9 protein-coding genes, 1 tRNA gene and 1 pseudogene are annotated in these 24,795 nt (G+C 59.5%); 3 read left to right on the forward strand and 8 right to left on the reverse strand.

All coding sequences use genetic code 11. From position 1 onward, the window contains the following. Window positions 1–54 precede the first annotated feature (54 nt). Window positions 55–1,824: an iron ABC transporter permease gene (locus KGP22_RS18195; protein ID WP_149367474.1), complete on the forward strand. Its 1,770-nt coding sequence runs from the start codon at window positions 55–57 to the stop codon at window positions 1,822–1,824. After that, the gene (locus KGP22_RS18200; protein WP_023326018.1) at window positions 1,817–2,887 is read left to right on the forward strand and encodes an ABC transporter ATP-binding protein; all 1,071 of its coding nucleotides are present in this window, start codon (window positions 1,817–1,819) and stop codon (window positions 2,885–2,887) included. The genes KGP22_RS18195 and KGP22_RS18200 overlap by 8 nt, the downstream gene beginning before the upstream one ends. 210 nt (window positions 2,888–3,097) lie before the next feature. On the opposite strand, the gene KGP22_RS18205 is transcribed toward KGP22_RS18200, so the two are convergent. From KGP22_RS18205 to actS, 5 genes and pseudogenes are all read right to left on the reverse strand, one after another. Further along, the gene (locus tag KGP22_RS18205) at window positions 3,098–3,550 is read right to left on the reverse strand and encodes a hypothetical protein (protein ID WP_136195108.1); all 453 of its coding nucleotides are present in this window, start codon (window positions 3,548–3,550) and stop codon (window positions 3,098–3,100) included. A gap of 935 nt (window positions 3,551–4,485) precedes the next feature. Then, a pseudogene (locus KGP22_RS18210) lies at window positions 4,486–16,611 on the reverse strand (hemagglutinin repeat-containing protein); the annotation flags it as partial. Window positions 16,612–16,625: 14 nt separating this feature from the next. Then, complete coding sequence (locus tag KGP22_RS18215; protein ID WP_223580457.1) at window positions 16,626–18,290, reverse strand: ShlB/FhaC/HecB family hemolysin secretion/activation protein; 1,665 nt, start codon at window positions 18,288–18,290, stop codon at window positions 16,626–16,628. 409 nt (window positions 18,291–18,699) lie between these two features. Continuing rightward, a tRNA-Gly gene (locus KGP22_RS18220) sits at window positions 18,700–18,773 on the reverse strand. Window positions 18,774–18,853: 80 nt separating this feature from the next. Then, entirely contained in the window at window positions 18,854–19,597 is a 744-nt protein-coding gene (gene actS, locus KGP22_RS18225) for an amidase activator ActS (protein WP_223580458.1), read from the reverse strand. Between the two features lie 163 nt (window positions 19,598–19,760). Between actS and idi the strand changes: the two genes are divergently transcribed. Beyond that, window positions 19,761–20,303: an isopentenyl-diphosphate Delta-isomerase gene (gene idi, locus KGP22_RS18230; RefSeq protein WP_111963199.1), complete on the forward strand. Its 543-nt coding sequence runs from the start codon at window positions 19,761–19,763 to the stop codon at window positions 20,301–20,303. 38 nt (window positions 20,304–20,341) lie between these two features. Here the strand turns inward: idi and lysS are convergent, their stop codons facing one another. From lysS to recJ, 3 genes are all read right to left on the reverse strand, one after another. Next, on the reverse strand, window positions 20,342–21,859 hold the full coding sequence (lysS, locus tag KGP22_RS18235) for a lysine--tRNA ligase (RefSeq protein ID WP_021242046.1): 1,518 nt from the start codon (window positions 21,857–21,859) through the stop codon (window positions 20,342–20,344). A gap of 9 nt (window positions 21,860–21,868) precedes the next feature. Beyond that, window positions 21,869–22,967, reverse strand: a protein-coding gene (gene prfB, locus KGP22_RS18240) for a peptide chain release factor 2 (protein WP_096151315.1) whose coding sequence is annotated in 2 segments (ribosomal slippage) — window positions 21,869–22,891 and window positions 22,893–22,967 — 1,098 coding nt in all. Because the reading frame shifts where the segments join, the coding sequence is not laid out codon by codon here. A 90-nt stretch (window positions 22,968–23,057) separates the two neighbouring features. Further along, entirely contained in the window at window positions 23,058–24,791 is a 1,734-nt protein-coding gene (gene recJ / locus KGP22_RS18245; RefSeq protein ID WP_223580461.1) for a single-stranded-DNA-specific exonuclease RecJ, read from the reverse strand. Window positions 24,792–24,795: the final 4 nt, after the last annotated feature.

The raw sequence follows: 24,795 nt of genomic DNA on the forward strand, positions 1-24,795 counted from the left end.
CGCTCCCTTATCGACTGAGTTCGTTTTTCTGGGCCGCAACACCAGGGATACCCCATGAATACATTACGCAGAAAGTGGCAAAGCCTGCCGCGAGGCATCGTCGTGCTGATAACCGCCCTGGTTATCTACACCCCGCTGTCGTTTATCGTGATACAGAGCTTCCTGTCCGCCCCGTTCTTTTCGCCGTCAAAAGAGTGGAGCTTTGAATCATTTGAATTTATTTTCACCGACCCTGATTTTTATAAGGCCCTGAAAAGCGGCTTTATTCTTGCTTTCGGGCTGGTCTTTATCTCCATTCCGCTGGGCGGCGTGCTGGCGTTTCTGATGGTGCGTACCGACCTGCCCGGTCGCCGGTTGATTGAGCCGCTGATCCTGGTCCCGATCTTCGTTTCACCGATGGTGCTGGGCTTCGGCTACGTGGTGGCCGCCGGTCCGGTGGGCTTTCTCTCCCAGTGGGCTCAGGCGCTGATTGGCTTTGTGCCGTGGAACATCTACGACATGTCGAGCATTGTGGTCATCGCCGGCCTGACGCACGTCCCGCACGCCTATCTGTATATCTCGTCAGCGCTGCGCAGCGTGGGCTCCGACGTGGAAGAAGCCGCGCGCACCGCGGGCGCGTCGCCCTGGCAGGTGATGACCTCCGTCAGCCTGCCGATGGTGCGCCCGTCCATTCTGTACGCCACCGTGCTGCTGTTCTTCCTGGGGCTGGAAGTGTTTGGCCTGATGCTGGTCCTCGGCGACCCGGAAGGCAACATGGTGCTGGCGACCTATCTCTATAAGCTGACGAACAAGATGGGCACCCCATCCTATAACCTGATGGCGGCGGTTGCCGTGGTGCTGATCTGCATCACCATCCCGCTGGTGATGCTCCAGCGTCGCCTGATGCGCACCGCCAACCGCTTCGTCACCATGAAGGGCAAGGCCTCGCAGGCCCGCGCGCTACCGCTGGGTAAATGGCGCTGGGTGGCTGGCGCGGTGATTGCCTTCTGGCTCACCGTCACTATCGGCGTTCCGCTGCTCGGCGTGGTGCTGCGCGCGTTTATCTCCAACTGGGGCGTGGGCGTTTCGCTGTGGGACGAGCTTTCTCTGAACACCTTCCGCACCATCTGGGCGCAGCCCAACCTGCTGCGCGCCATCGTTAACTCCATGGCGATTGGCGTGATTGGCGGCGCGCTGGCCGTGGCGTGCTACCTGTTTGTCGGCATTGCCATGCACCGCAAGCCGGACAACACCACGCGTTTCCTGGACTACAGCGTGCTGGTGCCGCGCGCCGTGCCTGGCCTGCTGGCGGGTCTGGCGTTCCTGTGGGTGTTCCTGTTCCTGCCGATGTGGCTGGATAACTCGCTGAAATCCGGCTGGCTTTCCGGGTTCGCCTGGACCGACTGGATGCGTGAAAACGTCATCGTCTGGCTGCGTTCGCTGCGCAGCACCATTTTCAGCGTCTGGCTGGCCTATACCGTGGTGTGGATGGCTTACGGGCTGAGGCTTATCTCTTCCACGCTGCTGCAGGTAGGGCCGGAGCTTGAAGAGGCGGCGCGCAGTACCGGGGCGACGCGCGGGCAGATCACCCGCCACGTCACCATCCCGCTCTCCCGCTACGGTCTTATCGGTTCGTGGCTGCTGATGTTCCTGATCTTTGAGCGCGAATACTCAACGGGTGTGTACCTGCTTTCACCCGGCACGGAGACCATCGGCTCGATGCTGGTTTCCCTCTGGGCCGCGGGTGCCATTGATATCGTGGCGGCGCTCTCTTTCATTAACATCCTGCTGGTCGTGGTAGGTCTGGGCATTGCCCTTCGTTTCGGAGTGAAAATACATGATTGAATTAGCGGTTGACGATCTGCACTTAACCTACGGCGACAATCCTGTTTTAAAAGGTGTCTCCATGAACCTGAAGCGCGGCGAAGTGGTCTCCCTGTTAGGCCCCTCCGGCAGCGGCAAAACCACCCTGCTCCGCGCAGTCGCGGGTCTGGAAAAACCGACCCAGGGGTCGATTGTGATTGGCAACAATAAAGTTTACGACGGCACGCCGCGCAGCGAGGTCCCGGCGGAAGAGCGTAACCTGGGGCTGGTGTTCCAGTCCTATGCCCTGTGGCCGCACAAAACCGTGTTTGAGAACGTGGCCTATCCGCTCAAGCTGCGCAAAGTCCCGGCCAAAGAGATCCAGCAGCGCGTGCAGGACGTGCTGGACCAGCTTGGTCTGGGCCATCTTGGCAAACGGCACCCGCACCAGCTCTCCGGTGGCCAGCAGCAGCGCGTGGCGATCGGCCGTGCGCTGGTGTACAACCCGCCGGTGATTTTGCTGGACGAACCGCTTTCCAACCTCGACGCCAAGCTGCGCGAAGAGGCCCGCGTGTTCCTGCGCGAGCTGATTATCAAGCTCGGGTTATCCGCGCTGATGGTGACGCACGACCAGAACGAAGCTATGTCCATATCCGACCGCATCCTGCTGCTCAACAACGGCAAAATTGAGCAACAGGGCACGCCGCAGGAGATGTACGGCTCGCCGAAAACGCTGTTTACCGCCGAGTTTATGGGCAGCAACAACCGCCTGCACGGCAAGGTCACCGAAGTGCGCGACGGCAGAGCGCGTATCGAAGGCAAAGGCTGGGTGCTGTGGGGTCAGGCCGGTGAAGGGGTGCAGAGCGGTGATGAAGCCACGGCGGTGATCCGCGTCGAGCGCGTGGCGGTAGTCGAGGGGCCAGGGGAAAATCAGCTTGAGCTGCCGCTGCTTACCAGCATGTATCTCGGCGACCGCTGGGAATACCTGTTCCGCACGGTGGGAGATGATTTTGTCATTCGTGCGTATGGGCATGAGGTTCGGGATCCGCAGCACTGCCATCTTTCGCTGCCGGAGAAGCATGTTTGGGTGTTCCCGAAAGGGTGATGAGTCAATAATTAATCTGCCATGGCCCGGTAGCGATTCGCTTACCGGGTCTACAAAACAAAGAAATGCGCAGATGCCAGGATAGATGGCGCTAGCCATTATTGTTAAGGCATTCGGACTAAAATAGCCACCTGACACTTTTTTCCGTCCGTACTTATAACGGTTTAAGACTCCATATCAAAATGTTATTACAGAGCATATAAAGAAAATTTATGCGCCATATCCAGCATTTTTGAAAACTAATTGAACATGCTCCGTCAGTCCAACAAGATCTTCATAGGCGATTGGGCCAAAATCAGGATAATGGTTTTCAATATACTCGTTAACATCTTCCATACCTTCACTCGCTCTGAGATTTTTAACAAATGTAGGCAAAATACGATGATTAACACCAGTACCATACTCTTTCGGATGATGGGTCATACACCACTCAACTTTACCTTTATACGATTGAATCGCATCTTCCAGTAAGGTGATAACTTCTGGAACCTCTTTTTCAAAACGAAAACTGGTATAAGGAGGGTACTTAGAGCGATCAATTTTTTCAAAATGGTCATTTATCCATTCATCTTCAATACGGCTCTGATAATGTAACCACTCCAGTTTTCCAAGAGAACCAATGAAGTCCAACAAGATTGTTTCTTTCTTACCTATCGGAAACATTATTTTAACCCCTGTAATTTATCAGAGATCGTAACACTTCCCTGATTTATAGATTTGATATGTTTTTCCCAATCTCCCTTAGGAATCGGTTTTAAGGACACTCTTGGATCGTAAACATACTGACCATCGGTATAAACCTGATGGAAAGCTTGTTCATGTACAATTTTTCCATTTTCATACACATTTAAGTTGTACGGAGTCGTCGGCCTTGCTTCAATAATTTTTCCGTGCCCGCCAGCTGCATCGAGAAGCTTAGGTGCGATATCTGAGCAATCCGTACAATCTGTATTGCCTATCCAGGCAATAAACTTAGGTTCGTTCATTTTTTCAATAACACTCTGATTGGCTGGATAACCGGGATTTTCAGGGCGAACATTTTCAAGGCCGGGGATCTTCTCGTTCTGATAGAAAAGATCATCCAGTGAAGGAGAATCCGGAACAGGCGTAGTTGTCGTCCAGCCATTATTGTTTGACGCTCCATCACCGTTGGTATTACCAGTATGATTTATCCCTCCGGTTGCTACACTATTATTCCCTGTGTTGGAGGGCGTATTTCCGGTTACAGTCTGGTCTCCACCAGTATTTGATGGTCCCGGGTTGATGACCTGCGTACCACCAGTACTGGTGATTGTCTTACCTGTCAGGGACTCATAGGCCGCTTTCTGAGCATCATTTAACTGACTGAGCTGGGAAGGATCATTGAGCGAGGCCACATAGATCAGATGCAACTGCTCATCTTGTGACAATGTATCCATTGCTGATGTGGATGCACCAATCCCAAGTAAAGCACCCAGACCACTGGCAACCAGGCGATCACGGCAAGCAGAAATTTTCAGACATCCCTGTGCAGCCAGTTTACCGCCCTGTATAACGACACCCAGCGAGTTATTCTCAACCTCCACCTTCGCCGTTTCTGACGCCGTCGCCGCCATGGAGACGCTGCCATCCGTCACCGCAGCGCCCGCCAGACCACCCGCGATACTCACGAGGCTACTGACCAGCCGTTTTTCCTCTGGCGTCAGGTCACTGGATTTTTTATCTCCATACAGCGCACTGACCAGATGGTCGGTCATCGCCGAGGCCGTAATGGCTCCTATGGCGCCGGCCTTCAGGCCATCAGCACTGCTCCCGCCACTCAGCTGCGTCAGCGCTGCAGCTACAATACCGTGCAGCGCGGCACGGGCTGTCGGGTCTTTCTGCTCCTTGACCAGGGACGCCAGCAGAGGGGCCGCCCCCGCTGCCGCACCTGCCTTCAGGTTACCGCCAAGCGCACCTGCCAGTAATCCCGCCGCTGCGCTACCCTTCGTCCAGAAGGCACTCCCCGGACCGTACTCGGTATTCTGATATCCGGGCTGCGTCTTCAGGAACGCTTCCTGCTCCTGCGGGGTATCGCCCTGCAGTTTTCCTTCTGACGCCAGCTTCGCGCCCAGCGCCGCATTGGATTCCCGCGCTTTCTGCTCCGCATACTTGCCGTAAGCATCCAGCGCAGAGGTGGCCAGCGCCGCGCCTTCGCTCTGGACCGCCAGGTTATCCCTGACCTTTTGCACATCACCGCTCACGTCCACGCCGTGGTGGGCATCAGCCGTATCACGGCTCAGGTCAGCAATATCCTGTTTCTGTCCCGCCGGGTTGCGAATGACAATGCTACCGCCACTCACCGCTGATGAGGTCGTGCCTGTGTGGCTCTCTTCTGCCTGGCCCGTACCGATGGCTGGTGCCAGGTTGCGGTTTTCACCGTTTCCGCTGCCGCCCGCGCTGCCGGAAAGCGCCACCGTGTAGCCGTTGCCGCTGGTCTGGCTCTCGTTGTGGAGATTACTGAAACCCAGCGTACCCGTGTCGAGGCTATTTTTATCTGCAGACGCCGTGGATGCAATCACCGCGCCGTCAAGCTGGGTATGATTTCCTGTGGTGACGGCAAAGCCGCCCTTGCCTGCGAATATCCCGCTCTGTTCAGCAACGCTCTTACCATTTTGGGTGATATTCTCACCCGATGCACTGACGCTACCGGAAGAGGCACCATAACACAGTGGCGGTATGCACAGACTAAGGGACGCGCCTGACGAAGACTGCTTGCTGTCATAACTGGCCGTATCCTGCACGCTGCTGATGGTGAGATCGCGTCCGGTGTTGACCACTACACGGTTACCTTCCAGCTCCGCACCTTTCAGGATGGTGTCGCGTCCGCTGTTCACCGTAAGCTGTTCATCAGCATGGACAACGCTGTTCGTATTGCGCTGCGACTGGCTGTTTTCCTTACCCTTATGCTGTGACGCTCCCAGCTCCACCGAGATACCGTTTTGCGCACCAATCAGGCTCACACCGACACCGACGCTGAACTGGCTGCCGCTGTTTTTACTCTCAGAGTGGGTTGTGTTCTGGGAGGAAGACAGCAGAATATCCCGCCCCGCATCCAGCGCCACGTGTTTACCCGCGATCTGTACCCCCATACCGGCAATGTCATTTCCGGCACGAACAGAGACATTCTCGCCGGCATTAATGGTGGTGCCCTGCGTGTCGGTACTGTGGTAATGACTGTCCTGAGATGACGTCCCCGCCGTTAAAGACACTTTAGCCTTGATGAGCGACGAGTCCGACATAGCGCCCTGCGCCGCGGTTGCCGCCGACTGACCTGTTCTGATGGCGGTCAGCCGTGGATCATCGCCGTTTTCTGCGCTGCGGGCTGCCGTCTCAGCGGCTTTTGCAGCCTCAACTGCCCAGCCGCCAGCAGATGCCGTCACACCATACTGGGCGCTGCTGCTGTGGTTTTCACCGTCACGGGTATCCCGGCTCACCCCCATGAGGATATTTTCGCCACTGAGTGAGACCGATTTACCGGCACGGATATCCGTACCTGACAGGGAGAGATCGTTACCGGCCTGCGCGACAACGTTACCGTTTTTGCTGCTTAGCTGGCTGCGCAATCCGTTTTCGAGGCTGCTATCTTCCCGACTGCTGTTTTTTTCATGGCGGTAGCCTGCCGTGGCGCTGTAACCATCGCCTCCCAGCGTTCCCAGCAATTTGCTGCTGCCGTTGCTCTCACTGCGCGATGTATCGCGTCCGGCAGAAACGGAGATATCCCCATTTGTGGCTGACAGCAGAAGATCGTCCGTGGCGTTCATCAGGCTGCCGCTGATATTCACGCTGCCGTCACGACTGTTAACGTAAATATCTGAGCCCTGAATAACCGACGCGTTTTGTGTGGTCCGGGTGCCGCTACTGTTGCTCTCCGCCTTGCTCATCCCGCCCGGGAGAAGCTGATTGCCGTGGGAACCCCCACCCAAGATGGCGCGAACAGCACTTCCGGCGCTCAGGGCGCTCGAGAGATTCCAGCCGCTATTTTTAGTGCTGTTGCTGTATTTTTCGCTGTCTGTGGATGTGGTGATATCAACGTCACGTTTCGCATCGAGGATCACCGTTTCACCGGCCTTAGCCTGGCTCCCGGCAATCAGTATATTGCCGCTGTTGCTGCCTCCCTGTTTACCGGTGGCAGTCATCTGGATATTGCCTGCGGCGGCAAGATGGCTGCCGCTGTTAAACTCGCCCTCGTAGTGCGACTCAGAGGAAGACCGGGTGCGTCCTGCGGAAATGGCCATCATCTGCCCTGGTCCGTCAAGCGCGAGCGCACCGCCTTCGGCCCCCAGCCCCTTCACTTTATCGACGGTGCTGTTGCCACTATTGCCCTTACCGCGCACGATATCGCGCACGTTACGCACAGTGTCTTCAAATGGCGCTTTCACACTGACGGTGACGCCAGACGATTTGGACTCCTGCTTCATGGACTCAGTGGCCGTATCCCGTCCAGGAAGGATGGCGATGCTGTCGCCAGTGATATCGATATGGCCGGTTTTGCGGGAGGAATCATCCTTCGCTCTTCCGGCAACCACGTCTGCCGCGCTCAACTGGACGTCATTTCCGGCGCTGATAATGACATTACCGCCAGCAGTGCCCACCGTGCTGCGGGCATCGCTCTGCGTCGTATTTGCCCCCTGTCGGGTGCTTTTTGAAGACTGTGACCCGATGGTGATACCCAATCCTGACCCGCTGGAGAAAACGCCGGATTTCTTCGTCTTCTTCATGTCGTAGAACGTGTCGGTGTTGGTTGCTGCCTCCACGGTCAGATTATTTCCAGCCTTCAGAGCCACATCACGCTCAGCGGCAACTGACGAGCCCTGCACCGTCAGGTTGTTACCAGCCCGGAGAGCAACGTTGTCACCGGAAAGCTGCGTACCTTTCTCACGCGTATGCGTTTCTTCGTGGATGGTGTGAGTGGTTTTCTTGCTGAGGAACCCACCGGATGTCTTTTTCTTCTCCCGGTACGCATAGTCACTTTCCGTCGCAGTGGAAAGGGTGATATCCCGCCCGGCGGCCACGGCTGTATCGCCTGCGGCATAGACATCTGCTGCCTGTGCCGTCACATCCCGTCCGGCGACAACGGTCACATTCCCGCCCGCAGTGATGTCGGTTCCCGACTGGCGAACCGACTCGTTAATCACTTTTTTATTGCCCGACCTATAGCTGTCGCCCTGCGTGGTCTCTTCTGCAGCCAGATTCACGTCGCGACCCGCCTGCAGTCCGACGCTTTTCTCCGCCGCCAGCGCGGCGGCCTGGGCGTTGATATCCTGTCCGGCCTTCAGGACCAGGTTATCGCCTGCGGAAATCGTGGTGCGGTCAAGCCCGGTGCTGTGGGACTCGCTTTTCCCTTTCCGGCTGCTTTCGCTGGTTTGCTCTGCGTTCAGGTTCAGGTCGTTGCCCGCGCTCAGCCCCGCGCTGCCGCCCGCCTTCAGGTCGCTGGCGGTCACGTCAAGGTTGTGCCCGGCATTCACCAGCAGGTTACCGCCCGCGGTGACGTTACTGCCCTGATACGTGACGGACGAACGGCTGGTTTTCGCCCGGCTGGAGCTGAATGCGTCGTTGATCTGATTCGCGTTGACGGCAATATCGCCCCACGCGTTCAGCAGCATATCGCCGCCGGAGGCCAGGTTCGCGCCGGTGACGGTGATGTTTTTACCCGCCTCAAGGGACAGACCATCCTGCGCGGTAATGGACGCCGTATTGCCCAGCAGGGTGTCCTTCAGGCCGATGTTGCCGTACTTCCCGCCGGCGTTGATATCAATCTGCTCAACCTGGGTCAGGTTATTGATGCTGCCGTCCAGGCTTTCCAGCGCGACCGTTTTGCCGCTGATGGTGGAGCTGATGTTATTGATATCGCCGATGGCGCTCAGGTTCAGGTCGCCGCCCGCTTTCATCAGGCCGTTGCTGAGGTTGCTGATGCTGTTCTGGCTGTCGAGCGTCAGGCTGTTTTGCGCCAGCAGCGTGCTGCCGCCGTTGGTGATGCTGCCGCCCTTCAGGGTGACGTTGTTGCCCGCGATCACGCTGCCGTTGTTGACGGTGACGTCCTTCGGCGACAGGTAGAGTTTCGGTACCATCACCGTTTCGCCGTTGACGGTGGCTTTCTCCCACCACAGCAGGCTGTGGTCGAGCGCGGCAATCTGATCGGCGGTCAGCGAGACGCCAAACTGCAGGCCCAGCGACTGCTGCGCCGCCGCGGCGTTGTCCATCAGATAGCGCATCTGATCCAGATCGGAGCCGATGCCGTTCAGGTAACGGTTACCGGTCTGGTTGAGCACCACGTTGGAAACGTAGCGGGTATCGAACGCCGCATCGCCGAGGAAGCGGTAATCGTAGTCCGGGTTCAGGTTGAGGCGGCCCAGCATGTAAGACGAGCCGAGGAACTGCTTCTCGTCCGTAAACGCCAGCCGCGTCTCCTGCGGCGCCGTGGACGACGGTTTGATCCCGAGCATCGCGTTCAGGTCGGCAAACAGGGCGGGATCAAGCTGTCCGAGACCGTTCAGTTTCGGGTTGATGCCGATCAGGTACGGGCTTTTCGGGTTGTCGGAGAAGACAAAATAGCCGTTGTTGCCCGACGGCAGCGGGTAAGCGCTGGTATCGACGCGCTGGCCCTGATAATGCCCGACGGCTCCGCCCTGAGCGGTTCGGAGATCGGCGGTGGTGACCCCGGCGTTCGCCAGTGCGCCCAGCTGGCCGAGGTTCGCGTTGCCTTTTTGTGTGGTGGCAATGTTGCTGAGAGGCGTGCCGGACGCGCCGCCGTTTTCCAGCGCGCCGCCGCCGTTAAGCTGCTGCAGCGCACCCTGGAGCCGATCGTTCCACTGCGGCGAGTTCACCGCCACGGTGCCGGTAGCGTTCAGCCCCTGTTTTTGCACGCCGCTGCCGACACTCTGGTTGCTGAGGGTGTTCAGCGACGGCGTGGAGATGACGTTGCTGACGCCACCTGCATTGGCGGTGGTATTAGTGTTGCTGATATTGCTGGTAAAGTTTGCATTAACGTTACCGCCGGCTTGAATAACAGCGCGGTAAACGGGGCCATCAGGAACAGAACCTGAAGAACTCTTAGGCCTGTAAACAACCGTAGGGAAATCACCATCGGAGCCTGACATAGTGGATAATTGGGAAACAATTTCACTGGAGCTTTTACCAGACTGGTAACTTTGATTATTTAACTGATTTCCGGAAATATTGATATTGCCAGTTGCCAGCATATTACTGGCCTGATTAATAAGCTCATTGCTGGAAATATTCAAATCTTTTCCTGCAGAAAGTCTCCCTGCGGTACCTTGCGTGTGTATAGTTACATTTTCTTCCGGTCCGTTACTGAGTACAACTTCATCGGGTATAAGATCAATATGCATCTTAACTTCAATGTAAGGACCTTTACTGTCCTCCCCAAAATGGGCATTGGAAGGTAATTGTTTATTTAAGTCCCCTGAATTAGTCGGACTACTGCTTTCTGTTTTTACATCAAAAATTTCGTAATGATTAAAAAAACGATTAGTTTTAATTGTAATATCCCCATTCTGCGTCTCAATATTCCCCGACGTGTTCACCACCTGGCTGTTCGCATTCCCCGCTGCATCCCGCTGCATCCACAGGTTATTCCCCGCCATGATGTCGCCGCGCTGGTTGGTGATGCTGTCGGCAAACAGCGCCAGGTTATTCGCCGCGTACAGCAGCGCGGTGTTGACGATGGACCCCGGCGCGCTCAGGGTCAGCGAGCCGCGCGTGCCGGTGAAGCCGTCCACGGTAATATTGCTCCGGCTGGCAACGGTGATGTCGCCTCCGCCCTGCACCGAGCCCGCGGCGTTCAGCGCCACGCTGCTGCCGGAGAGCGTGCTCGCGCCGCCGCCGGTGGTGATTTGTCCGTTGTTGCTGAGCTGCCCGCCCGCGCTGAGGTTAACCGCCTGCCCCTGCAGCACGCTGCGGTTATCGATGTCGCCGCCGCTGCTGATGGTCAGGGTTCTGCCTGCCGCCACGGCGGTCCGGCTGGTAAACGCGTTCGTCAGCTGCAGCGTTAAGTCCCCCAGGGAGACCAGCTGGCCGGTCAGGTCCAGCCCCCGGCTCTGCAGCCACAGGTTGCCGCCGCTCAGCAGCCTGCCGCCCGCGCTCTGGGTTACCTGGTCGGCATTAATGTTCAGCTGCGCGTTGCCGAGCAGCGTGCCACTGTTGTTCAGCTGGCCGTAGTTAACCGTCAGCTGTCCCGCCTGGGTGGTGCCCTGGCTGGCAAACGCGGTGCCGGTCAGGGTGGCCCGGTCGGCCACCCACGTGCCGCCGTTGGTAGCGTTTGCCGCATTCAGGATCAGGTCGGTGGCCTGCAGCCAGCCGGTGCCGGTGAACTGCGGCGTGCCGAGCGTCAGGCGCGCGCCGGAAAGAAGCCTGCCGTCGTTACGCGCCTGCGAGGAGGCGGTCACGCGCGTCTCGCCGCCGCCCTGGATAAGGCCGTAATTAAACAGCGCGGGCGTGGTCAGCGTCAGCGCATCGCGGCTGACGATTTCGCCTCCGCTGCTGTTGGTCAGCGTCCCGCTGAGGGCCAGCGTCGCGCCGTTATCGCCCTGCAGACGTCCGTTGTTGGTGAGCGCCCCGGTGGTGATGCCGAGCGTGCTCCCCTGCATTTTGCCCTCGCTGGTGACGGAGGCCGCCGTGACGTTCAGCGCCCCGCCGGAGAGCAGGGTGCCGGTCGACTGCTGGCTGACCGCGCCGGTCTGGCTGAGGGTCAGGCCATTCACGCCGCTGATGGCGCCGCTGTTGCTGAGCGTGCCGCCCGTCAGCGTCAGGTTTTTCGCCGCCCACTGCCCCTGGTTCGCCAGCGTGGCGGCCTGCAGCGTGGCCGCACCCAGCGCGGTGATCTTACTGCCCGCGGTTCCGGTGAGCGTGTCGGCCAGCGTCATCTGCAGCCCGTCGGCGCTCTGCACCGTGCCGCTGTTGCTGAGCGACTGCGCGTTAAGCAGGATGTTCTGCGCCTGCCAGCTGCCGGCGTTGGTCACCGCGCCGGATGCAATGGTCAGCGCGCCCTGAGTGAGAAGCCTGCCGCCTGCGCCGTTAATCAGCGCCTGCTGCGGCACGGCCATCGCCATGCGCGCCATCAGCCGCTGCTCCCCCTGAACGGTCAGGCTCTGCAGGCCGGTCAGCGTGCCCTGGTTGTTAATGCTGTTCTGATGCAGCGCGAGGGTGTTCCCCTGCACGGTGCCGCTGTTTTTAAGGGTGCTGCCGCCGAGCGTCACATCGCCCTCGCTGAGGAGCTGCCCGCGGTTATCCAGCGTCTGTGCGGTGATATCCGCCCGCCCCTGGCTCATCAGCGAGCCGGCTGAGGTCAGCGTGCCGCCGGTCGTGGCCGTCAGCGCTCCCTGGCTGAGCAGGGACCCGCCGTGCGTCCAGTCGCTGGCGCGGATGTCCGCGCCGTTCCCCTGCAGCGTGCCCTGGGTGGTCAGCTGGCCTGCATCCAGCGTCAGCATGCCGCCGGAGAGGGTGCGCGAGGCCGCGCCCGTGGTCAGCGCGGTGCCGGTGAGCGCCAGGCCGTTCGTTCCCTGCATCAGCCCGCCGTTGTTCATCTCGCGGGCGGTGAGGGACAGCGTACCGCCAGTGATGCGCCCCGGGTTCGCCAGGGTGTCCGCGGTGAAGGCGGTCGTGCCGCCGCTCTGCAGCAGCCCGGTATTCGTTAACGCCCCGCCGAGCGTGCCGCTGAGTCCCGTCTGCCCGTTCACCGTGCCGCTGTTGGTGAGGGTGGTGCCGGTCATGCCCAGCGTCGCGCCCTGCAGCGTACCGGCGTTCGTCAGCTCTCCGCCCGTCAGCGTGAAGCCGCCGCCGGAGAGCCATTTGCCGTTCTGCTCGTTGATAAAGCGGTCAGCGGCGGCGTTAACCGCGCTGCTGCCCTGCATCAGGCCACTGTTGCGCAGCTCCGTCGCGCCAGCTGTCAGCGTTTTGCCCGCCACCGTGCCGCTGCTGGTCAGCGTCGTCGCGTGAAGCGCGGCATCTCCGGTGGCAACGATGTTCCCCGTGCTGGTCAGGGCACTGCTCAGGCCCAAATCCAGGTCCTGCGCCTGAATATCGCCCCGGTTGGTCAGGTCGCTGCCCCGCAGGGTAAACCCGCCGTTCACCAGCAGCAGGCCGGCGTTATCGAGCGTGTCGAGGGACAGGTCCAGCGAACTGCCGCTAATCAGCTGCCCGGTGGCGCCGTTGCTCAGCGCGCGGGTGGTCAGCGCCAGCGTGTCGTTGCCCTGAAGAATCCCGGTGTTGTTCAGCTGCGCAGCCTTCACCGTCAGCGCCTTCCCGGCCAGCTGGCCGTCGTTGAACAGCTGCGCCGCCGTCAGCGTGAACAGGTTCTGGCTGAGCAGGGCGCCCGTGTTATCCAGCCTGCCGGTCGTGGAAAGGGTCAGGGCGTCCAGCGTCTGAACGCTGCCCTGGTTATTCAGGCTCCCGGCGTCAAGCGTCGCGCTGCGCCCCTGCAGGCTGCCCGCGTTGCTCAGCGTTTGTCCGCTGAGCGTCAGGGTCTCGCCGCCCGTCACCTGGCCCTGAGGCTGGTTCGTGAAGGTGTTGCCGGACCAGGCCAGCGTGCTGCTGCCCTGAAGCAGGCCGCTGTTCTGCAGGTCGCCCCGCAGGGTCAGCACTTTCGCCAGCAGCTGGCCCCGGTTACCGGTGCTGCCGGCCTGGACGTCCAGCGCCTGCTGGCTGAGCACCTTGCCGCTGTTGGTCAGCGTGCCGGTCACCGCCGCCGTCACGCCCGCTTCCCCCAGCGCGTTGCCGGTATTCATCCACTCGCCGGTGGCCAGGTTCAGGGTGTTGCCCTGCAGCAGCCCGGCGTTGGTCAGGGTGGTGTGGCGCAGGCCGAGCGCGCCGCCGGAGAGCAGCATGCCCGCCTGCAGGTTGCTGAGCTGTGCCCCGGTCGCCGTCAGGGAACGGGTCCCCTGCAGCGTGCCGCCGTTGGTCACCGACGCGCTGTTAAACTGCGCGTCGGTACCGGCCATCAGGCCGCCGTTCGTCAGGCTGGCGGTAGTCAGCGTCAGGCCGTCCCGGGCAATCACCCGCCCGTCGGCATCGTTGCTGGCCTGGCGGGTCAGGCTCAGCAGCAGCGCGGTGGCGCTGAGCTCGCCGCTGTTGGCCAGCGTTTCACCGTTAAGCGTGAGCGTTCCGCCGCTGCGCAGCGCACCCCGGTTAGTGAGGTCTGCCACGCCGAGCGTCAGGGCCGCGTCCCCCCCGACGGTGCCCTGGTTCTGCAGGCTGTCCGCCGTGATGTGCAGGTCGCCGGCCGCAATATTGCCCGCGTTAGTAAATGCAGTGCCGTTCAGGGTGAGCCGGTCGTCCGCCAGCAGGCGCCCGCTGTTGGTCAGGCTGAGGTAGTCGCTGCTCAGGCTGACGCCGTTGATTTCACCCTGGTTTGTCAGCGTGTCGCCTTTAATGCGCAGCGTGCCGTCGGTGGTGATAAGCCCGCTGTTGGCCAGCGCCGGAACGTTCAGCGTTAAATCCTGCGCGCTGTAGACCGACCCGCCGGCGAGGTTCGTGAGCGACCCGGTCTTCAGGTCGAGCAGGGTGGTCCCCTGCAGCAGCCCGCCGTTCTCCACCGAGGCACCGTCCAGCGCCAGCGTACCGGCAACCAGCGTACCGCTGCTGGTGATGCGCCCGGGGGCCGTCAGGGTCATGCGGTCCGCTTTTGCGACGCCGGACTGGAGGATGTTCTGTCCACTGAGCGCGATGGCGCTGGCGGTGAGCTCGCCGCCGCTGGTCAGGTCGCCGGTCGCGTTAAAACTCAGCGCGTTACCGGTGGATTTCCCGGCGTGCGCAAGGGTGCCCGCCGTCACCGACAGAGCCCCTTTCGCCGCCTGCGTGCCGTTCAGCGAGGCATTCTTCGCCTGCAGGGTAAGCCCCTGCCCGCTCTGCAGGTGCGCATCCTGGCCGGTGGTCAGGTCGCCGGTGCTGACGGTTAATGCCCCCGCCGCGTCCGTCTGCCCGTTCAGGCTGGCGCTGCGGGTCGCGGTAATCTGTACGTTACCCTGGCTGGTGGTGCGGGACGCCTGACCGCTGGTCAGGGTGCCGGCCTGCGCCGTCAGCGCCGTCGCGCCGGACAGGGTGCCGTTCTGCTCAAGCGCGTCTGCCGTCACGCGCATCGCCCCGTCAGCCAGCAGGCTGCCGCTGTTACGCAGGGTCTGCTGCGCCGTGACGTTCGCGTTGCCTTTCGCGCTGAGCGTGCCCCGCTGCTCCAGGGTACCGGCGCTCAGCGCCAGGTTGCCGGCGCTCTGCAGGGTACCGCTGTTAGTGACCGTCTGCCCCTTCAGGGTGACGTCGTTACCCTGCGCCGTGCCGCCGTTCGTCAGCTCTCCCGCGTTCACGTCAAGGCGGCCTTTCGCCGCCAGCTGGCCGCTGCTGGACACCCTGTCGCCGGAGAGCGCAATGTCGCGCCCCGCATTCACCTGCCCCTGGTTACTGACGGCGCTGCCCGTCAGGCGGACGTCGCCCGCGGCATCGGCCCGGCTCTGGCCGTCCAGGACTATTTGCCCGCCGCTCAGGGCCAGATTTTCTCCTGCCGAGACCGCGCTGGCCGTGGAAGACAGCGTGCCGCCGCTGCTGAGCGTCGCGCGGGTATTGCTTCCGCTGCGGGTATTCGTCAGGGTGATATCCTTCCCGGCCGCCACGCTGAGCGCGCCTTTGCTGGTGACGCTGCCGCCGCGCTGCGTCAGGCTGCCGTCGGTGGACAGCGTGGTGTCGGCCTGACTGGCGAGCGTGCTGTTATTCAGCTCCACATCCCGCGAGCTGGCCACGCTCAGCGCCCCCCCGGCCTGATGGCTGCCGCTGAGGGCCACCCCCGCGCCGTTCGCGGTTATAGAGCCGCTGGCCAGGCTGTTCGTGACCGTCAGTTTCCCGCCCGCGTCCAGCTGAATGTCGCCCTGGCGCGCGGTGAGGTTGCCGAGGTTCACCCCCACGCCCGTCTCGCTGGAGACCAGGCGGATACGGTTCGCATACATCCCGCCGAGCGCGCCGGTATCCACGGCCACCACGGGCGCGGCGCCCTCACCGGCAACCGGCCTGACGCTGCCGTCTGCGCCCACGCGGTTCGCCCCTGCCGTCACCGTCAGGTCGTTCGCGTGTATCGCGGCGTTCACTTCCGTCGCGCGCGCAATAATCGACAGCGCGTCGCTTTTACTGGCATCCAGCCCCTGCCCTTCAACCGTGATGGCCCCTTTCGTCACCTCCAGCGCCTGCAGGTTACCGCTGGCGTCGAACTGCGGTTTCCCCGTGGTCAGGGTGACGTTCGGGGTGTTGATAAATCCGCACCCGTTACAGGTAATGCCGTACGGGTTGGCCACCATGACGTTTGCCGCCCTGCCGGCAACTTCCGTGTAGCCCTGCAGCTGCGAGCGGCTGGCGCCCGTGACTTCGTTGATAATGCCTTTCGCTTCCCGCCCGGCCTGCAGGTTGGGGTTGTTCTGGATAAGCCCGCCCAGCTGGGTCCGGGTTAAACGGTCCGTACCGTTGTTGAGGATAAGCCCCTCGTTGCCGACGTTATACTCACCGAACTGGTTATGCGAGATACCCGCCCCGTTGGGCGTGGCGATGTTGACGACCGGCACCCCGTTCCCCGCCCGATCGACCGTGGTCTGCCCGGCCGGCGTGAGCGCCGCCGCGACGGCAGGCGCCATCGGCTGCCAGACCATCAGGCCGCAGACAATCCAGCTGATCAGACGCTGCGAGAAACGAACGGGTGGGTGACGGGTATCCATAGTCGTAGAGTCTCTTAAAGCATGAAGGCAATGCGCCAGTTAACGCTCACATGATCCGGGCCGAGCCAGTCGGGGTAGTGCAGGGGCGTACCGACCGAAATCTGGCTGCTGTACCAGCGCCCTGCGCTGCTCAGCCCCACCGAGCCTCCCCACAGCGTGCCGGAGGCAAAGCGGTCCTGACGGTCTTTTTCCAGCCAGCCGCCGTCAACGGCGACCGTTGCGCTCACCGCGCCAATCACCGGAAGGGTGAAGAGGGAATACCCCAGCTCGTTGCGCCAGTAGCCGCCGTTGTCCCCGGACAGGTACTGCTCCTTAAAACCGCGCACGGAGCTTTCGCCGCCGAGCGTCAGGCGCTCAGAGCCGTACAGCCGGTCGGGCGACCACTGGCCGTAGGCGCTGGTCAGCCACCAGGCGTTACGGGCGACAGGACGCTGGAAGCTGGCGTTCAGGCTCCATTTACGGAATTCCGCGCGCGGCATATCCCCGGACTTATCTTCGTCGGTTTCGGCACTGAACCACGGCATGCCGTGGCTCCAGGTCGGGTTGAAGGTCGCCACGCCGCCCAGCATTTTTTGCGTGTGCGTAATGCCCAGAACCAGGCTGGAGAGGTTGCGCGTGCTGCTCTGAAGCGGCGCGTCGTTGAGCCAGTTGCGGCTGGAGCGCTGAACCACGCCAGCCGCAATGCCGGTTTTCACCTCCCCGTTGCGGAAGACCACCCAGGACGCGTTAACGCGGTGGGTTTTCGTATCGCCCGTGGAGAGCCAGTTAAACCCCTGGTTACTGATGGTGGTCCGGTAGTTACTCCAAGCGTAGCTGTAGTCCAGCAGGCCGTAGCCAAACGGCACGCTGACGCCCGCCTGGAAGTTCTGCGCATCGTACGCGCTGGCAAAATCGCTGCTGCGCCCGCCGCTGACAAACCATTTATCCGCCAGCCCCAGCATATTATTCGCGGTGAGCACGCCATTCAGCTGATTTTCACCGGTGCTCTTCTGCCCGCTATTATCCAGGCTTACCGATGCACTTAAGGGAAATTCCGGTTTTGCCGTGAGGTTAACGATGGAATATCCGGCCTGCGTTCCCGGAAGAATTTCAATCTGAACCGGTTCGGCACGCAAACGGTTAATTTGCTCCATGCCCTGTTCGATGTCGCGTAAATTAAGGATGCCGCCGACCCGTCCCGGAAACGCCATTTTCAGCATGTGCGGCGTTTCGCCTTCCAGGCGGATCGCTTCCAGCCGTCCTTCCAGCACAACAATATTCAGCTGACCGCCGGAGAGATCCTGCTCGGTAAGAAAAGCGCGGCTGGTGATATATCCCCGGCTGATATACCAGTCAGAAATATGGGCGAGAAGCTCCGTTATTTTTGCCATATCCAGACACCGGCCCTGCCACGGCGCGACAAGGGCCTGCCGGGTTTTCGGGGAGATTAAGGTCGCACCGGAAAGGGTAATGGTATGAATGGTGAAACAGGGTCCGGAGCCGGTAACCGGCAGCGGTCTGGCGGGCGCGGGGCGAGGAATACTCCGCTCCAGCTCCTCACGCTGTTGCTGGTTCTTTAATAACAGTTCCTCCTGCTGCTGACGCACTGTGTCCCGGTCAGCAGGAGTAAGGGGGGCTGCATGGCTCAGAGAGCAAAAAAATAACGAGCAAAAAAAGGCGGCTTTGCTGTAATAGCACATATAAAAGAATAATTTTTTGATTTTCTTCAGTATGCCAACTCTGGCGCAATAGGGAATAGTCTCAAAAAGAAGGCTACTATAATTGGTAGTAATATTTGCGTTAAGTAAAAAAATAAACTCCGTTATGACGAAGAGCGTCATAACTGTAATTTTTATTATTTATCCTTTGATAAAATATTAACCAATCATCTCAATAGTTAAATATAAAGATCAGCTAGCAGTGCAGATAAAATTATCCGTTGTATTCATCGTACTGCAAATTCTTACGGCGCCTGATAGCTCAGTGCTAAATATGGAGGGATGCGTGATAACTTCGTTGAAGCTATCAAAAAAACAGCATGACGATACCTGTATGGAAAAGCGTAGACAGGGTAAAAAGCAGGCAAATGAAAATAACATCATGAAAAGCTGGAGCGGGCGAAGGGAATCGAACCCTCGTATAGAGCTTGGGAAGCTCTCGTTCTACCATTGAACTACGCCCGCTTTGAGGTGCGTAAGGCATTATAGACCTTACACACCTTCATACAAGCCTCTTCACAACTAACCGGCGATTAAATAATCACTTAGCACTTCGGTTTGCTGCCGGGCGCAGGAAGATAGCGCTGCGGATCGATGGCCGTCGCCTTATAGCGGATCTGGAAATGCAGCTTCACTGAATCCGTACCGGTGCTGCCCATGGTGGCAATCTTCTGCCCGGCTTTGACGTTCTGCCCGTTGTTGACCAGCATCGTGTCGTTGTGCGCATAGGCCGTGATGTAGTCTTCGCCATGCTTAATCATGATCAGGTTACCGTAGCCGCGCAGCTGGTTACCGACGTAAACCACCTTCCCGGCCCCGGAGGCATAAACCGGCGTACCGCGCGCAGCGGCGATATCAATACCCTTGTTGCCACCTTCAGAGAGTGAGTAAGGGGAGACCACTTTACCGCTGGCAGGCCAAATCCAGCAGCGCTGTCCAACCGGCGGCCATGACGATTGCGGCACCTGATAGGACGGCGTCACTTTGGCGGTTTTGCCTTTCGAAGAGGATTTTTTGCCCGCGGACGATCCGCCGCTAACCTTTAGCTGCTGCCCCACCTCGATGGTGTAGGGCGGAGAGAGATTATTCAGTCGCGCCAGATCCTTCACGCTGGTCCCCGTTGCGCGCGAAATCCGGTACAGGGTGTCCCCGCGCTTAACGGTGTAGACCGAACCGGAATAGCTTCCCGTATCCGAAGATGTGCTCCCTGAACAGCCCACCAGTAATAGCGTCAGCGTCAGGCAAAAAATGGCGGTAATGGGGTTTCTCGTCAGGCTTCCTGCAAACAAAACAGATCCTCGGTCAGCGTGAATGGCGCACTATGATAACAGCCAAAACGAATAAGGGTCATGCCCTTTTCCGCTCTACGAGCCAAACCGTTCGTATAAGAATGCAGTATAATGCTTCGGCTGATGGTGCTGAACCACTCGGCATTTTGGCACTGGAGCATCAATGAGTATTCAAGAACACGTTATTTTGGTAAACGACCAGGGAATGGTGATTGGCACTCAGGAAAAATATGCCGCGCACACGTTACATACCCCGCTGCATCTGGCGTTCTCTTCCTGGCTTTTTAACGCAAAAGGCGAATGTCTGATCACCCGGCGCGCCTTAAGCAAAAAAGCCTGGCCCGGCGTCTGGACCAACTCCGTTTGCGGCCACCCGCAGTCCGGCGAAGAGACAGTCCAGGCGATAATCCGCCGCTGCCGCTTTGAAGTGGGCGCTGAACTGACCGATATCACCGCCGTCGCCCCTGAATTTCGCTATCGGGAAACCGACCCGTCCGGGATCGTGGAAAATGAAATTTGCCCGGTATTCGCCGCCCGCATCACCAATGACGTGACGATAAACGAAGATGAAGTGATGGACTATCAGTGGGTTGAGCTGGAGGCGTTATTCCGCGCGCTGGACGCGACGCCCTGGGCTTTTAGCCCGTGGATGGTCATGGAAGCGACGGCCGCCCGCGAAGAACTTAAAGCCTTCGCGGCGCAATAAAAAAGCCCCTTTCGGGGCTTTTTTTACATCTTAACGTCTTACTTCACCGGGCGCATCGCCGGGAACAGGATCACGTCACGGATGGTGTGGCTGTTGGTGAACAGCATAACCATACGGTCGATACCAATGCCCAGACCCGCCGTTGGTGGCAGACCGTGTTCCAGCGCGGTCACGTAGTCTTCGTCGAAGAACATCGCTTCGTCGTCGCCTGCCGCTTTCGCGTCAACCTGGTCCTGGAAACGCTGAGCCTGGTCTTCCGCATCGTTCAGCTCGCTGAAGCCGTTACCGATTTCACGGCCGCCGATGAAGAATTCGAAGCGGTCAGTGATTTCCGGGTTCTGGTCATTACGACGCGCCAGAGGAGAGACTTCCGCCGGGTATTCGGTGATGAAGGTCGGCTGAATCAGGTGCGCTTCGGCCACTTCTTCGAAGATCTCGGTCACGATACGGCCCAGACCCCAGCTCTTCTCAACCTTGATACCGATGCTTTCGGCGATCGCTTTCGCAGAGTCGAAGTTATCCAGATCCGCCATGTTGGTTTCCGGACGGTATTTCTTGATCGCTTCGCGCATGGTCAGTTTTTCGAACGGCTTGCCGAAGTCGAAGACTTCTTCACCGTAAGGGACCTGCGTGGTGCCCAGAATATCCTGAGCCAGGGTACGGAACAGAGATTCGGTCAGCTCAATCAGATCTTTGTAATCCGCATACGCCATGTAGAGTTCCATCATGGTGAACTCTGGGTTATGACGAACGGAGATACCTTCGTTACGGAAGTTACGGTTGATCTCGAACACGCGATCAAAACCACCAACCACCAGACGCTTCAGGTACAGTTCCGGCGCGATACGCAGGTACATGTCCAGGTCCAGGGCGTTGTGATGGGTGATGAACGGACGCGCAGACGCGCCGCCAGGGATCACCTGCATCATCGGGGTTTCCACTTCCATAAAGTCGCGGTTGACCATGAACTGGCGGATACCGGCCATGATCTGGGAGCGAATTTTAAAGGTCTTGCGGGATTCATCGTTAGAGATGAGATCCAGGTAGCGCTGACGATAGCGCGCTTCCTGATCCTGCAGGCCGTGGAATTTGTCCGGCAGCGGGCGCAGGGCTTTGGTCAGCAGACGCAGCTCGGTGCAGTGGATAGAAAGTTCACCGGTCTTGGTTTTGAACAGTTTACCTTTCGCGCCCAGGATATCGCCCAGGTCCCACTTCTTGAACTGCTCGTTGTAGATGCCTTCCGGAAGATCGTCACGGGAAACGTACAGCTGAATGCGGCCGCCAACGTCCTGCAGGGTCACGAAGGAGGCTTTACCCATGATACGACGGGTCATCATGCGGCCTGCAACGGCCACTTCAACGTTCAGCGCTTCCAGCTCTTCGTTCTCTTTCGCGTCGAAGTCAGCGTGCAGTTGGTCTGAGGTGTGGTCACGACGAAAATCGTTCGGGAACGGCACGCCCTGCTCGCGCAGCGCTGCCAGCTTCTCGCGGCGGGTTTTCAGTTCGTTGTTAAGATCGACTACCGCGTCAGCGCCCTGTGCTTGTTGTTCAGACATGTTGGTTCCTCATAACCCTGCTTTCAAACTTGCTTCGATAAATTGGTCCAGGCTGCCGTCCAGCACCGCCTGCGTGTTACGGGTTTCAACCCCGGTACGCAGGTCTTTGATGCGGGAGTCATCAAGGACGTAAGAACGGATCTGGCTGCCCCAGCCGATGTCAGACTTGTTGTCTTCCATCGCCTGTTTCTCAGCATTTTTCTTCTGCATCTCCAGCTCATAAAGCTTCGCTTTCATCTGCTTCATGGCCTGGTCTTTGTTCTTATGCTGGGAACGGTCGTTCTGGCACTGTGTTACCAGCCCGGTTGGAATGTGGGTAATACGCACCGCCGATTCCGTACGGTTAACGTGCTGACCACCCGCGCCGGATGCGCGGTAAACGTCGATACGCAGGTCCGCCGGGTTAATTTCGATATCGATATCTTCGTCAACTTCCGGGTAAACGAACGCGGAGCTGAAGGAGGTATGACGGCGGCCGCCGGAGTCGAACGGGCTCTTACGCACCAGGCGGTGAACGCCGGTTTCGGTACGCAGCCAGCCGTAGGCGTAATCGCCAATGATCTTGATGGTGACGGATTTCAGACCCGCAACTTCACCTTCAGACTCTTCGATAATTTCGGTTTTGAAACCGCGCGCTTCTGCCCAACGCAGGTACATACGCGTCAGCATGCTGGCCCAGTCCTGCGCTTCGGTGCCGCCAGAACCTGCCTGAATATCGAGATAGCAGTCAGCGCTGTCGTATTCGCCGGAGAACATGCGACGGAATTCAAGCTGCGCCAGCTTCTCTTCCAGCACGTCGAGTTCTGCCACGGCTTCGTTAAAGGTTTCTTCGTCGTCAGCTTCGACGGCCAGCTCCAGCAAACCGGAAACATCTTCCAGCCCCTGGGCCATTTGATCCAGCGTATCTACGATAGCTTCGAGAGAGGAACGCTCTTTACCCAGCGCCTGTGCGCGTTCAGGTTCGTTCCAGACGTCCGGCTGTTCCAGCTCGGCGTTTACTTCTTCAAGACGCTCTTTCTTGGCATCGTAGTCAAAGATACCCCCTAAGAACGTCAGAGCGCTCCGTGAGGTCCTGAATACGGTTTTTTACCGGATTAATTTCAAACATGGTCTGTTTTCTTTTATGGACTTGTCAAAATGCGGTGATAAGAGCGGGATTGTACCGAATCCACGCCCTTTTTTACAGAGATTACTGCCGCTAAATTGGCCAGATATTGTCGATGATGATCTGGAGGGTGCGGTTACCGCGAAACTCGTTGATGTCCAGTTTGTACGCCAGCTCGACCTCGCGCACGCCGTTGTCCGGCCAGATGGAGGTATCGACGTTAAAAGCAATGCCGTCCAGAAGCGGTCCACCGCCCACGGGCTCGACCATTACTTTCAGATGACGTTCGCCGACAATGCGCTGCTGCAGCAGGCGGAATCGCCCGTCAAACAGCGGTTCCGGGAACATCTGCCCCCACGGGCCGGCATCGCGCAGCATTTGCGCCACGTCCATCGTCATCTCAAGCGGTGAAAGCTCGCCATCGGACACCACTTCCCCCTGCAGCAGGGCCGGGTCAATCCAGTCGGTGACCAGCTCGCCGAACAGGCGCTGGAATTCGTCGAATTTCGCCTCTTCCAGCGACAGGCCAGCCGCCATCGCATGGCCGCCGAACTTGATCATCAGACCCGGGTACAGCGTATCGAGACGCTCCAGAGCATCACGCATGTGCAACCCCTGAATTGAGCGGCCAGAGCCTTTCAGCGTGCCGTCGCCCGCGGGTGCGAACGCGATCACCGGGCGGTGGAAGCGCTCTTTGATGCGCGACGCCAGAATGCCGACCACGCCCTGATGCCACTCGGGATGGTACATCGCCAGGCCGCCCGGCAGCGTATCGCCGCTGCGCTCCAGTTTTTCACACAGGGTCAGCGCTTCGGCCTGCATCCCCTGCTCAATCTCTTTACGTGTCTGGTTCAGGGCGTCCAGCTCGTTGGCCAGCACGCGCGCTTCACCGATGTTGTCGCACAGCAGCAGCGCCACGCCGACGGACATATCGTCCAGTCTTCCGGCCGCGTTCAGGCGCGGCCCGAGCGCAAAGCCCAAATCGCTTGCCGCCAGCTTGAGCGGGTCGCGGTTGGCAATTCCCAGCAGCGCCTTGATCCCCGGACGGCACTTGCCTGCCCGGATGCGGCTTAGGCCCTGCCAGGTCAGGATACGGTTATTGGTATCGAGCGGGACCACGTCGGCGACGGTACCCAGCGCCACCAGATCGAGATATTCGGCCAGGTTTGGCACGGCAATACCGCGGGATTCGAACCAGCCCTTATCGCGCAGCAGGGTCCGTAACGCCAGCATCAGATAAAACGCCACGCCCACGCCTGCGAGGGATTTCGATGGGAAATCGCAGTCGCGCAGATTGGGGTTAATAATCGCTTCCGCTGCGGGCAGCGTTTCTCCCGGCAGGTGGTGATCGGTAACCAGCACCGGGATCCCTAACGCGTGGGCATGATCGACTCCCGCATGGGAAGAGATCCCGTTATCGACGGTCATGATCATCTGCGCACCGCGGGCATGGGCCTGATCGACCACTTCCGGGCTGAGTCCGTAGCCGTCTTCAAAACGGTTCGGCACCAGATACGTGACGTTATCGCAGCCCAGCGCGCGCAGGCTGAGCACGCTCAGCGCGGTGCTGGTTGCGCCGTCGGCGTCGAAATCCCCTACCACCACAATCCGCGTTCCTTCACGAAGGGCGTTGTAGAGCATCTCAGTGGCTTTTTCGATACCGCTCAGCTGCTGCCAGGGCAGCATCCCTTTCACGCTGCGTTCAAGATCTTCAGCGCTACGCACGCCGCGACTGGCGTAGAGGCGCTTAAGCAGCGCCGGGAGATCGTCTGGCAAATCAACCGGTTCAACCGCCTCGCGGCGGCGCAATTTTATCGGGGCTTTCACGCGG

This window comes from Enterobacter sp. JBIWA005, from assembly GCF_019968805.1.
Taxonomy (GTDB): domain Bacteria; phylum Pseudomonadota; class Gammaproteobacteria; order Enterobacterales; family Enterobacteriaceae; genus Enterobacter; species Enterobacter vonholyi.